At 37.3% G+C, this 13,174-nt stretch carries 14 protein-coding genes; 4 read left to right on the forward strand and 10 right to left on the reverse strand.

Translation table 11 applies throughout. From position 1 onward, the window contains the following. Window positions 1-22 precede the first annotated feature (22 nt). Entirely contained in the window at window positions 23-760 is a 738-nt protein-coding gene (locus tag NRE15_RS02300; RefSeq protein WP_313794005.1) for a CPBP family intramembrane glutamic endopeptidase, read from the forward strand. Window positions 761-877: 117 nt separating this feature from the next. Here the strand turns inward: NRE15_RS02300 and NRE15_RS02305 are convergent, their stop codons facing one another. The 5 genes from NRE15_RS02305 to NRE15_RS02325 form a co-directional block, all read right to left on the reverse strand. Beyond that, window positions 878-1,774, reverse strand: coding sequence for a hypothetical protein (locus tag NRE15_RS02305; RefSeq protein ID WP_313794006.1), 897 nt, complete (start codon window positions 1,772-1,774; stop codon window positions 878-880). Window positions 1,775-2,011: 237 nt separating this feature from the next. Then, window positions 2,012-2,617, reverse strand: a complete 606-nt coding sequence (locus tag NRE15_RS02310; protein ID WP_313794007.1) for a class I SAM-dependent methyltransferase — start codon at window positions 2,615-2,617, stop codon at window positions 2,012-2,014. An 85-nt stretch (window positions 2,618-2,702) separates the two neighbouring features. Next, window positions 2,703-3,083, reverse strand: coding sequence for a DUF1622 domain-containing protein (locus NRE15_RS02315; RefSeq protein ID WP_313794008.1), 381 nt, complete (start codon window positions 3,081-3,083; stop codon window positions 2,703-2,705). Between the two features lie 97 nt (window positions 3,084-3,180). Beyond that, complete coding sequence (locus tag NRE15_RS02320; protein ID WP_313794009.1) at window positions 3,181-3,621, reverse strand: hypothetical protein; 441 nt, start codon at window positions 3,619-3,621, stop codon at window positions 3,181-3,183. Between the two features lie 17 nt (window positions 3,622-3,638). Next, a complete protein-coding gene (locus NRE15_RS02325; protein ID WP_313794010.1) occupies window positions 3,639-3,920 on the reverse strand; it encodes a DUF503 domain-containing protein in 282 nt (93 codons plus the stop codon). Window positions 3,921-4,067: 147 nt separating this feature from the next. On the opposite strand from NRE15_RS02325, the gene NRE15_RS02330 reads away from it, so the two are divergent. Beyond that, entirely contained in the window at window positions 4,068-4,652 is a 585-nt protein-coding gene (locus NRE15_RS02330) for an SOS response-associated peptidase (RefSeq protein WP_313794011.1), read from the forward strand. A 1,181-nt stretch (window positions 4,653-5,833) separates the two neighbouring features. Here NRE15_RS02330 and NRE15_RS02335 read toward each other — a convergent pair. The 5 genes from NRE15_RS02335 to lspA form a co-directional block, all read right to left on the reverse strand. Then, a complete protein-coding gene (locus NRE15_RS02335; protein WP_313794012.1) occupies window positions 5,834-7,345 on the reverse strand; it encodes a pyruvate kinase in 1,512 nt (503 codons plus the stop codon). Window positions 7,346-7,515: 170 nt separating this feature from the next. Further along, on the reverse strand, window positions 7,516-8,817 hold the full coding sequence (gene purB, locus NRE15_RS02340) for an adenylosuccinate lyase (RefSeq protein WP_313794013.1): 1,302 nt from the start codon (window positions 8,815-8,817) through the stop codon (window positions 7,516-7,518). 44 nt (window positions 8,818-8,861) lie between these two features. Further along, complete coding sequence (locus tag NRE15_RS02345) at window positions 8,862-9,578, reverse strand: DUF2786 domain-containing protein (RefSeq protein WP_313794014.1); 717 nt, start codon at window positions 9,576-9,578, stop codon at window positions 8,862-8,864. Further along, entirely contained in the window at window positions 9,562-10,533 is a 972-nt protein-coding gene (locus NRE15_RS02350) for an RluA family pseudouridine synthase (protein ID WP_313794015.1), read from the reverse strand. The genes NRE15_RS02345 and NRE15_RS02350 overlap by 17 nt, the downstream gene beginning before the upstream one ends. Next, window positions 10,530-10,988, reverse strand: a complete 459-nt coding sequence (gene lspA, locus NRE15_RS02355) for a signal peptidase II (protein WP_313794016.1) — start codon at window positions 10,986-10,988, stop codon at window positions 10,530-10,532. Before lspA ends, NRE15_RS02350 begins: the two co-directional genes overlap by 4 nt. A gap of 133 nt (window positions 10,989-11,121) precedes the next feature. Here lspA and NRE15_RS02360 point away from each other — a divergent pair, with 133 nt between their 5' ends. Further along, on the forward strand, window positions 11,122-11,763 hold the full coding sequence (locus NRE15_RS02360; protein ID WP_313794017.1) for a YkyA family protein: 642 nt from the start codon (window positions 11,122-11,124) through the stop codon (window positions 11,761-11,763). Window positions 11,764-11,792: 29 nt separating this feature from the next. Next, a complete protein-coding gene (locus NRE15_RS02365; protein ID WP_313794018.1) occupies window positions 11,793-13,160 on the forward strand; it encodes a putative glycoside hydrolase in 1,368 nt (455 codons plus the stop codon). Window positions 13,161-13,174 lie beyond the last annotated feature (14 nt).

Raw genomic sequence — 13,174 nt, forward strand, 5'->3', positions numbered from 1 at the left:
TTTAAGAAAAGGAGCGTTCAAAATGACAATGTTATCCACTTATTTTATACGTATTTTTCCTGCCTTGTTTCTTTTAACCATTACTTTCATATTAGCTTATCGTTTAAACGTATGGATAAAAATTTTCTTGATGATTTTGGGCTTTATTCTCATGCGGGATGCTATGACACCCGTAGGGATTTGGCAGTTTGGCGTGACGGATAGCCTGCTATGGTTAAGGTTCATAGATAGTGGATTAGTTTTAATAATTTTGGCGGTACTAACGCTGATCCTTGCCTTGGTTTTATATTTTATTCATCCACAAATAAATCAGGACATTGTGTGGTTTTCTAAAAATAAATATCACGCTTTTTTAGTCGGTATACTTGCAGCCATTTTAATTGTTTTACCTTTTATGTTGCCTTACCTGAATACCCCCATCGAAGCAAGAGGTGGAAATGTTTCATGGCAAGTCGTTTTCCCATTATTAATATTTGCTTTACTTGGTAATTTTCTTGAAGAGCTCTTGTTTCGAGGATTTTTACAAAGTCAGTTAAAGTTAATAACAAATAAATGGCACGCCATTGTATTATCAGGACTTATTTTTGCATTGGGTCATATTTTTTTAGCAATAACTGTCACTGATTTAGGTGTGATTGTCCTCTTATTTACTTTCTGGGAAGGTCTTATCTGTGCCTTTCTTTATGAACGTTATGGACTAATCGCTGCTAGTATCGCACACGGATTCGGTATCTTTTTGATATCTGCGGGTTTATTTTAGCAGGAAAACTTTGCTTTTAAAGCATTAAAGAGACGGTACACATTTAAATGGTGTTCCGTCTCTTTTCGTTTGTCGCTTAATTGTTAGTTACTTTTGAATAGTCAGAAAAGTCCTGAATTATTCCGATTCTTCATCTGACGTCATTGCATCAGATGCCTCTTCTTCAACAGATGCTTCTTCAGTAGATTCTTCAGAAGTCGTTGTCTCAGTTGCATCCTCTCCTACGAAAAACATTTCATAGGATTCAAAGCGTAAATCAGAATCAACATTAATAATTAATTCTTCAATTGTTCCATCTTCTGTATCCAATTCTCTGGCTGCATCATCTCGCCAAGTATAGGTCGTTTCTACACCATTTGATAAATGAACAAATCGTTGTAATGCTGGTAAGCCAATACGATTGACTAATTCAGTATCCCATCCATCAACTGCTGATAATTCAACAATTTCATCTTCTGTTATATCTAAAGGTTCATAGTTTGAAGGGATATTATGTTCAACTTCTATGTTTGCCATTTCCATACCATTGCCTTCGTCATAAAATTGAATGGTTGTCATAACGATTTTTAGTGGTTCTACGGCTACAAAACGATGGAATTGACTACTGCCAGCTTCAGTAATTTCTGAAGGTTCGAAATCACCAATTAATTCTTGGTAAGCTTCCAAAGTAACCTTTTCACTATTATCAGCCGCTTCGCGCAGTGACATAATCACTGTGTTGGTTAATTCCGAAACTTCATCATAAGTATATAAGTTTTCTTCAGGAATTTCTGTTAGTAAAACAATCCGTTCTGCCAATTCTTCTTCTGTAAATGGGTTATCCGCTCCGATTGCAAATAAATCAACTGCTTCAGAGGTCTCTTCAGTCACTTCTTCTCCAGTTTGCTCACTGATTGATTCTTCTGTCGTCTCTGCTTCAGATGTATCACTTTCTTGGGCCGAAATTGGAAAAGTAACCAAATGACTTAATAATAACGCCCCACTTAAAAGGGTTAACCATTTCTTGTTTTGCATAACTGATGCTACATCCTCTCATTTGCTTTTTTTTTCAATCATCATGATTGAATTAACAAAATTGTAGCATGGATACAATCACCGCTTAAATATTTTGCATTTTACTGCAAGAATGTATAGATTTATTTTATATAAAAATACTATAAGTAAGTTGTTTGGATACTTATATGATAAAAAAACAATATCGTTTTTAATGGCAGAAGTTTGCATTATATTCGTTCAATAAAGAGATGTTTTTTAGATATTTTTGTATATATTGATGATATCATTTTTATCATGTGTCCCTTGTATTGCCACACTTGCATGTAATTTAAGTTGCGGTATTTGTTCAATAAAGTTGTCTAAGGCATAATTTGGGTAGTAGAAAATAATCTCAATCGAGCGTGGATGTGTTTCTATAGAGTACATAATATTATTAAAAATTTGTTTGACGATGTTCAAAGCAAAGGGATTAAAAAAATAAAAAATAGTATCTAGAGGATCAATCGCATAACCTTCAGCATAGCCTTGGTATAAGGTAAACATGTCTTGGGCGTGGGGGTATTTATTCAGATAATTTTGACGGTTTTCTTCCAGTTGGCGGTAACTCGTTGGATTTAGTTCGATGCCGACCACTTGCCGCTTGAAATGATAGTTGACATAAAACAACACGCGACCTTTCCCACAACCGAAATCAACAAAGCGGCCTTCGGTTTGGAACTGATATTCTTTAAACAATTCGTCAAGCACATAATAATCGGTCGATTCAGTTTGAAAATTATCAGGGTATTCTTTTGGGGACAATCGATTGATGCCTGTAGTACGAATACCCAATTGCTTATCTTGTTGTTTGTTATAAAACATTTTTTCTCACCTAATTGTATTTTGAATATGGAAGAAGCAGTAAATGGTGTCCATCTACTGCTTCTAAAAATAAATTATTTTTTACTTAGTCGGCTTTTCTGCTTAGTCGATTTTCTTCAATTTTTTGACGATCTTCCTCAACATTGAAGGCATTTATTTCCCAATGGATAACAAAAGTTAACACAATCCGTAAAATAACGACAAATCCTAGAATAAATAATTCATTCAAATCGCGGACGATAACGGTTTTAATAATCTCCGCCCCTAGTTTGAATTCTAAACTTAGTGACATCGCTTCACCTAAGGTAAGTTTTACAGCACGGTTATTTAAGTCAAACTTACTTAAAAAGAAGAACCACAATGCTTTAACACTTCCATAAGCTATGATCGCAATCCCTACAATTTCCAAAAAGTGAACAACAAACGGAGCAAACGTATTTTCTACGAAACTAAATAAATTTGTCATGATGACTCCTTCTCTTTAATATTTATACTGATATGATTGTATCAGAAATCATAATAATAGCAATCAAATATTAAAAATTTCACAAAGAATGAGCGTTTTATTTGAATTTTGTAATAGGTTTTCCTTTATGATCATACGTATAATTGCGAGCGGCATTAATATCTCCCATCGCCACAATGATGCGGTCGCGACGTGGTTCAGGTAATTGATCAAAGAGTAAGCCATCATCATGACTTAAATTTAATTTTTTTCTTTGGTCTTCTACTTGTCCTTGTTTTAATTGCTTATAAGAGGTTGACGGTAATTTACCAACCAATTCATGTTCAACGATTTTATAGACATAATCCCGGTGACCATATTCTATGCGTGTCACATGACCATTAGGTTTCTCTTTAAATTTCGTCGGTTGGTATTCATGCATTTCCCACCAGGCTTTAATAGCAGCGGTTGCATCTTCATAAGATTTAAATGTCCCATGTTGCTTCAGTTCGCCACTTAAATTATTTTCCCAAAACACCGTATACACTTTTTTTGTCATGTAATCCCTCCGTTACTTCAAATTTCATCCCATTGAATTCGAATGACATCAACGGGATAATTGGTTTCGATTTCGCGATGAACTTTATCAAGAATTGAACGTGCCAATTTTCGATTATTTGATATACTAGCCATTTCAAAAGTGACTTTATTTTGAATATCTAAATCCTCAACTTCAGCAATGGCTATATGGTATTTATTTTGCATCCGATCAATAATACTTTTTACCGTTTGTCGTTTATCTTTTAAGGTAAAACTATCTTGAATGTAGTATTGAACTTCACTGATAACGACAGCCATAATCCGCCCCTTCTAATGTAAAAAGACTAACCTAAAATATTCGGATAGCCTTTTCCATTGCATGATAACGTGCTTCTTTATATAATCAATATACCTAAGCTGTTGAAAAACTTCAATGAAAACGCTTGTGAAAAAGGAGGAAAAAAGATGTGTGGCCGTTTTTATTTAGACAGTTACCACGATAAAGTCAGAGAATTTTTGGAATCTGCTCAGGAGAAATTCCCCGACCAAGTATTTGCGACCGGAGAAATTTATCCCTCTAGCACCATTCTATCGCTAGGCGCCAACCAACAAGGCGAAATCAGCCCCGGTTATACCAAATGGGGCTTTACTAACCCGCGCAACAAGCAATTACTCATCAACGCACGTTCAGAGACCGTCACCGAAAAACCCACTTTTAAAACCCCTTTTAATAAATACCGCTGCGTTTTTCCCATGACAGGTTATTATGAATGGGATAAAGACAAAAAGAAACACTATATCCAATCCGGCGATCTCATTTTTGCCGCTGGTTTTTTCCGTCGCACCACGCATAACCAACAAACAAGCTTTGAATCCATTATCCTAACCCAAGACTCCGCCCCTGCCATCAGCACCATCCATAACCGCATGCCCGTCTTTATTCCCGAAGCCAAAATAGCTCAATGGATTCTGGATAATGCGTTTGCTATCGACTATTTAGCCAACCAAGCTCATAACTACCCCACTTACTTTACAAGCTCAGTCCAATAACTCGCAATAAATGAAGTTTCACTTCCAACTTAAATGATTTAAACAGCCCGCATGCCTTCAGAAATTTGGGATGGCCTGCGCTTATATAGCGCGTGCCTTCAGAAACTTGGGATGGCCTGCGGATTGGAGGTAAGAAGGGATAGCGCGAGACAGCTTCAAGTAAATTTGTCGCGCGGCCAAGGAGCGCACGACAACTTCAGACAAACTTGTCGCGTGGCCAAATTAAGTGGGAAATGTCGGACCGTCAGCCTAAAAGATGGCTTGCTAAATGATGCTTAAAGCTATACTGGCCTATTTTCTACTCATTTTGGACAGAATAACTCTATTCTGTCCTTTTTCTACTCATTTTTGGACAGAATAATCTAACCTATCTATTTTTAACTCATTTGTGTTCAATGGAATTGGGAAAAATCTGAGTGGCAATACCCTACTATTTGGAATCAAAATAGTCGTGAATCATTCTTCCAAAACGCCAAAGAGGATGGGGGTTTCGCCACCTAATTTTGATTGCTGGCGAGGAAGTGGGAAGAGAGCGAACGTTAAATAAAGCTAATCGGTCACCAAGCACCTGATTTCATGACTGAATAGCCTAATTTGTAGTTTATTTATGGTCACACATTTCGCGCTTAGGTTCACGCTCACAACAAACGCTTCAATATGTGTGCGCCAACCATCGCGCTCACATCAAGTGCCCCAATATGTGTGCGCGCCCCATCACGCTCACAACAAATACTCCAATATGTGTGCGCCCAGGGTCGCGCTCACAAGAAACGCTTCAATATGTGTGCGCTCACGTAAGCGAGAAAGTCGGTTCTTCATTTCCCACTTACGGCGAGGAAGGATAGGTGCTTCGCCACCTAAATGAGAATGCTTTGTCTAACATGATATGCTATCCGAAATCAACCCATTCCTGCATGTCCCGCTTACATTTCTCATAGAAAAGCCATGAAATGTACTCGATAGCGACTATATTAAGTCCGATTTAGCTTCAAAATAAAAAATCCCGTCCATATAATGATTACTTTAAGAACCAGTTAGCAGCCATCTCTCCTTAAGTCCGCAAGGACTTAAAAATTAGCTAGGTCAAGCCCAAGCCCAAGCCAATGTAACTCAGGCCGGTTCCGCTATCATTATACAGACAAGATTTTGCCAAGCGACTAAACCGCTCACACTCATCTTTTCTAATTTTCTTCAATCGTAACACCTTTCATCTTGGCGATATTGAGTGCTCTAAGTTTTGAGGTTTTCTTGTATAAGTGTTCCTGCATTTTTTCCAGAATTTGATCCAACATGTCAATTGCTTCAATCACGAATTCACCTTTATTTAACATCACACAATCGGCACGGGCAGACTCAGCGGCATCGGTTAACTCGGAACGAGTTGGAATTCCCTTATCAATCAAATTCGCTAAAACTTCCGTTCCCCATACGACTGGAATACTGGCTGCTTCACAGAGCCATAAAATTTCTTGTTGTAATTCCGTTAGATGAATATAGCCACTTTCAACGGCCAAATCCCCACGCGCAATCATAATACTAAATGGATTTTTACTTGAAGCCGTCATAATAATTTCCGGTAAATTCTCAATCGCTTGAACTGTTTCAATTTTAGCTAAAATTGCTTTTTCATTGGCTTTATCCCCTAAATGCTTGGTAAGCTCCTTTTGAATTTCAATAATATCTTGCCCATGACGCACAAACGAACAAGCAATAATATCCGCATGTTGGCTAGCAAATGCTATATCACGCCGATCCTTATCGGATAAGATATTGAGTTCAAATTGGGTTTTAGGAAAATTCAAGCCTTTTTCAGCCCGCAAACGCATCGATTTCCCCTTAACCTTCGTCACTAGCAAATGAATCGAATGCTCATCGACAGCTTCAACCACCGTTTCAATTGAGCCATCATCAATCAAAACAGGGTCACCGACTTTAACCGCCGAAATAATTTCTTTGACATCAAAGCCAGCAACAACATTCGCCTCAAAACTTTGCGGAAAATGCTCATAGTCACTGGTTAAGATTAACCGGTCATCCACTTTTAGTTTCGGATTCTTTAATTGCGTATAGACCCAATCCGTTCGAATTTTGGGACCAGCAATATCTAACATGATTTTGACTTCCGCATCTAACTCATCAGCCACTTCGCGAATCAAATCTATCATTTGCATCCAAATCTCTTCAGTGTCATGTGCACAATTAATACGAGCGACATTCATGCCAGCTTCAATCAGAGATTGAACATAATCCCTATCCGTTGCTGCTTCTAATGGCATGGTAACCATTATTCTAGCATGCCGATTTTCTGGTTCTTCCCCAAATTGCTCATCAATGTTTTCCCGCAACCGTTCTTCACCGACTACAAATGACTCTTGCGACGGAAACGAAATGTCGACTTCTTTGCCGGCAATTAAAGCTAAATTAGCAATCACCGCCTGTAAAGTACTTAAGGTTTTTGATTCCAAACGCCCTAATGAAGATAAACCTAAGGGGACAAGTTGTTCTTGCAAATCACGTATATCATGATTACGTAAAGCTAAGTAATAGCTAAAATTCTCTGCGCTTTCAAAAAAAGTTTCTTTTTCAATTTGTGGTTCCCAATGTCGATAATATTGACTACCTACATGTTTAACATCGTTATATAGAAGAATCATAGAATCTAAAATCTCATTCACATCTACCTGCTGACTCATTACGAACATCCTCCTATTTCAATTGTCTTCCTAGCTTAATAATGACAGATTCACCGAAAAATAACAATTAAAAACCCCATAAAACCTCTAATAAATATCTCCGTTAGCAGTGACATTTATTTCACGAAAAAAACCCGAAATTTTAATTAATTTCGGGTTCAAAATTGCCATTAATCTTCTAAACCAACACGCTTAAAAAGGGTGTCGACTTGCGATAAATGGTATTTAGGATCAAATAACTTATTTAACTCAGCTTTAGAGATTTTTTCATTGATGGTTTCATCCGCATGGACCAAATCAATAAAGGATAGTTTTTCATCCCAAGCGATTTTGGTTAACGGTTGAACCGTATCGTAAGCTTCTTCACGTGTTAAACCTTTATCAATTAATAAGAGCATCACGCGTTGTGAATAGATAAGACCATAAGTTTTATCCATATTGCTTAACATGTTTTCGGGTAAGACCGTCAATTGCTCAATAATCTTGGCAAAGCGATTGAGTTGATAGTTTAGTAACGTCGTAATATCCGGTAAGATAATGCGCTCGGCTGAAGAATGTGAAATATCACGTTCGTGCCATAAACTCACATTTTCATATGCCGGTATAATATAGCCGCGCATAACGCGGGCTAAACCCGTCACATTTTCACTTCCAATTGGGTTGCGTTTATGGGGCATGGCTGACGAACCTTTTTGTCCAGCAGCAAAAAACTCCTCTACTTCGCGGGTCTCTGTCTTTTGTAAGCTTCTAATTTCAGTGGCAAAGCGCTCGATAGAAGTTCCAATCAAAGCAATGGTAGCCACATAATGTGCATGCAAATCCCGCGGGAGGACTTGTGTCGAAATATCTTGGGCACGAATGCCCAGTTGCTCACAAACATATGCTTCAACTTCAGGAGGTGTGTTAGCAAACGTACCGACAGCTCCAGAAATTTTCCCGGCTTCAACCTCTTGGCTGGCTAGTTCAAAGCGTTCTTGATGACGTTTTAATTCGGCATAAAATCCAGCTAACTTTAAGCCAAAGGTCGTTGGCTCAGCATGGACACCGTGTGTCCGTCCAATTTGAATCGTATATTTATGCTCTTTGGCTTTTTTCCCAACCACAGCCATTAGATGTTGCAAATCATTTTTTAAAATGGCATTGACTTGCTTTAATTGATAGCCATATGCTGTGTCAACCACATCAGTGCTAGTTAAACCATAATGAATCCACTTGCTTTCATTGCCTAAACTTTCACTGACACAGCGGGTAAAGGCCACCACATCATGACGAGTTTCTTCTTCGATTTCTGCAATCCGTTCCACAGTAAATGTCGCGTTTTCACGGATTTTATCGACATCTTCTTGGGATATTTCGCCTAGATTAGCCCAGGCTTGACAGGCTTCAATTTCAACTTTTAACCAGCTTTCATACTTTGTTTGTTGCGACCAGATGTCGCGCATTTCAGGTCGTGTATATCGTTCGATCGTCATGTCATACTCCTTTTGGTATATGTGCTATTGTTTGTTAATTTCAGCTAATTCGAGGACTCGAGATAGTTATTTGAAAGAGAAATGTTGGTGCCTTTAGAATACCCCTCAGTGTAAGAAGCACTATCTTTGTTTGACTCTGGTAATCTAAATGTTAAAGAACCTTTGACTTCACGTTGAAAAGCTTCTTGAACATCTTGCGGTGTTTGAATAATTAAGGCATATTGATCATTATCCTTTTGCATCTGGGCACGTTGTGTAGCGAATTTATTATCTAAACCGTCCAAAAAGCCTTGGTAATATGACCGACGCAATTGATTGCTATAGCTTTTACTTTTTAGTTTTTTGTCAACATGGTTGTCAATATATTGACTGGCATGGTACCGCATGGCTTTACTGGCTAAATGATATACTTCATAGGCTAATTCCACATCTTCTGGATAACCCATTAAGACAATTTTTCGTTGAACACTTGTTTGGTGCGGCAGACGATTACTTTGAATATAAAACATCACCCGGAAATTTTCAGCAATGATGCGGACTAAGATCTTTTCCCACCAATAAATACGTTTATAGACCGACAAAGATTTAACCACAATCTTTTGTTCACCGTGCTCATTAATTTCATTTTGAGAAATCCGATATTTGAGCATCAATTTTTGAGCCATCAATAAAGCTGTTTGGCTTTCTTCATCATTGTTTCCATCTTCTGCTAAAGACAATAGATTTTTAATTTTATCTAAAATTTTATTGTTTGTTGACATTTGACTCACCTTCTTTGCCATGCTCTAAGTTGTGTATAATTGTTAACATATCAGCTGGTAATTCACGCGTAAATTGCACCGTTTGATTGGTTTTAGGATGGATAAACCGTAATGATTGTGCATGTAACATTTGCCCTTGGTCCATTTGTGTTAAGGGATGTTTCGTTGATTTGACGATACCCCGCCGATAGATTGGATCGCCAACAATGGGATGACCAATATATTCCATATGGACTCTAATTTGATGGGTGCGACCTGTTTCTAAGTTTAATTCAACTAATGTTGCTTGTTCAAAACGTTGTAAGACTTTAAAATGTGTAACCGCTACTTTCCCTTCTTTATGGGCTGACCAACGCAAGCGATCATTTGGGTCGCGTTTTAAAGGCACTTCAATCGTTCCTTCGTCTGCTTGAACCACCCCATGTACTAAGGCAACATAGATCCGCGCCATCGTATGGTCAGCTAATTGATCACTTAACTTTTGATGGGTCTCATTGTTTTTAGCCACCACCAGTAATCCTGACGTATCTTTATCGATCCGATGAACAATCCCCGGACGATAATTGTCTGTGCCACTGGATAATTTAGCTTGACTTAAATAATAAATCAAGGCATTAACTAAAGTACCTTTGGTATGCCCTTTCGATGGATGCACCACGATACCTCGTGCTTTATTAATGACGATGACGGAATCATCTTCATAGACAATGTCTAAGGGGATGTCTTCTCCAACTAACTCAATCGTTTCATCATCTAAAATAGCTGCTGTGGGGATTGAATAAGTAATTTCTTCATCCCCATTAAGTTGAAAATTAGCTTTTTCAGTGACTCCATTGACCAGAACACTACCCTCTTTGATTAATTTTTGAATGCTAGAACGACTTTGATTAATTAATTGCGCAAGCACGGTATCTAAGCGCCCTTTTTCACCTTTTAATTGTCGTTTTTCTGTCATAGTATCGTGTCACCATCCTTGTGAAATAAAATAGCTAAAATAATAACGATTACTCCCACCGTTAAAGCAATATCTGCAATATTGAAAATCGGAAAATTAATAAACAGCAAACGAAACATATCAACGACATAGCCATAACGTATACGATCAATAAAATTTCCAATGGTTCCACCTAATAATAAACCCAGTCCAATGGATATGACATACCCCTTATGGCGATTTTTATAGATAAGGTAAACGATATAAATCATCATGATGATAGTAACTAAGTAAAATAACCACATTTGCCCAGAAAAAAGTCCCCAACCGGCTCCATCATTCCGAATATGATAGAAATCAAAGATTCCATTGATACCAGGCATAGATTCAAAGAGTGCTAGATTATCAACCACCCAGTTTTTTAGAAATTGGTCAAGTAAAACGATTAAAATTGTGATAAAAAAGCTAAGAATCATGATATTCTCCTTGTTAAAGTGGGTTCTTTTTATGTATAATCCTTGTAAGTATAATAACTAATATTATATACTAAATTTGGTATAATATGAAATTTAATTTTTAGCATAAATTATGCTAATAAAAGGAGACACTATGAAGTCAATTTCTAAAATTGTTGGATTAATGTTATTATCGTTCATCCTGGTTGGATGCGATAATTCAGTTAATCGAGCAGATAACACTATTGGGTTAATGCAGGATAAGGTAACCATGATCATCAATGAGTTGAACCAAATTCAAACCTATGAGGCCAACTTGCAAGCTGATTTTGAAACAACCCTTCAAGAGGCCAACGATGATTTAGCTGTTTTTAATAATCCTGATACTTTAGTGGAACAAAATATCCAAAACCGTAAAGAACATTTAGATACACTAAAAGTCCAAGTTCAAGAGCTTGTCGACTTAACGCCTGAACTGGAAACATTAATGGATTCCAATGACTTACCTACTTCTCAATTTCAACAAGTCAATCAAATGATTAATCAGCTAGCGGTTGATATTAATTATTATATTGAAAACTATCAATCAAATTTAGAATTAGAATCCATGACGTTTAAATCGATTGCTCACCCAGATACTGAATATCAGTCTTTTTTTGGTGTATTCGATAATATCAATGAAATAAGTACCTATAATTTGATGAATCTGGATAAAGTATTAGGCCAATTTGAACCATTAAATGCCTTACTCATCAATATAAAAGTTTACTTAGTAAATTTACAAGAATCGAACTAATGACCAACGCCATTTAAGTGAGGAAAAAAATGACAAATTCAAATAATAAAAGAAAAGCCTATGCTTTGAGTCTGCTTGCTATAAGCACACTAATCCTTTCGGCTTGTAATCAAGAAACTAAAGAAACAACAGAACCAACATCACAATATTATACATTGCCACAAATAACCGCACAATACGATGCCCAAGAAGTTCAAGATTTTAATTCACGGCGCAATCAAGGCCAGACTAATCGCTATGAAAATTTAGTGATTCCTAATCAATTAATTTTAAGACAACCCGATAATTTACCTTCATCACTCTTTTACGACAGTGGCATTGAAATTGCTTACCCTGCTGATGGTGTTAAAGGAATCTATTTAACCGCTGAAAATGTGGCTAATGCAGAGGACTTTAACTATTTGGTTGACTTTGTCAATCGTACCGATTTAAATGCGATGGTGATTGACTTTAAAGATGACTATGGCAATATTATATCGGTCAATGAGTCTGATAATCCAACGGTTCAATCGAATACCAGTGCATACCTTGACTATAAAGAGGTGCTAAAAGTACTTGAAGAAAATAACATCTATCCGATTGCACGGATTGTAACCTTTAAAGACCATCTGTATGCCACTGAGTTTCCTGAACATAGTTTTCATGATGTCTATACGGGTGAAATTTGGGAAGATGGTAATGGTGCTCGCTTCATTAATCCATTTTCACAAGAAGTTTGGGATTATACCCTTGATATAGCGATTGAAGCAGCGAAAATGGGCTTTAAAGATATTCAATTTGACTACGTTCGTTTCCCTGAAGGGTTTGAAAGTTTTGAAGATACTTTAGATTATGATTTAGGCCGTTTTAGTGCTTATCAATCAGATGATCCTGAAAATTATGGAGAAGAACGTGTTATTGCTATCACACAATTTTTAGCCTATGCTAAAGAACAACTCGCTCCCTATGGCGTCGATGTGAGTGCCGATGTTTTTGGCTATACAGCTGTGGCCGGTAACAGCCCGGATGTCCGTGGCATTGGTCAAAACTTTGCGCGTATGGCTGAAGAAGTTGATGCCATTTCGGCAATGATCTATCCGTCTCACTGGGGAACAGAATTTTTTGGTATTCTATATCCCGACTTAAATCCGTTTGAAACAATTGATGAATATATGTATTCTGAAGAATCAGCTTTAGCTAACGTTCAAAATGATGTCATATCTAGACCTTGGATTCAAGATTTTACCGACATGTACTCTAATCCTGACGGCGCCTGGCAATATTATGGCGTTGAAGAAGTCCAGGAACAAGTGGATGCTTTAACCAAACATGGCGTCAATGAATTCTTACTCTGGAATGCAGCGGGTGTTTACACGGAAGGTGTCGATTATACACCTTACGAGGAAACAGCCCAATAATACCATTTAAGATT

The organism is Fundicoccus culcitae, from assembly GCF_024661895.1.
In the GTDB taxonomy this organism is placed as follows: Bacteria; Bacillota; Bacilli; order Lactobacillales; family Aerococcaceae; genus Fundicoccus_A; species Fundicoccus_A culcitae.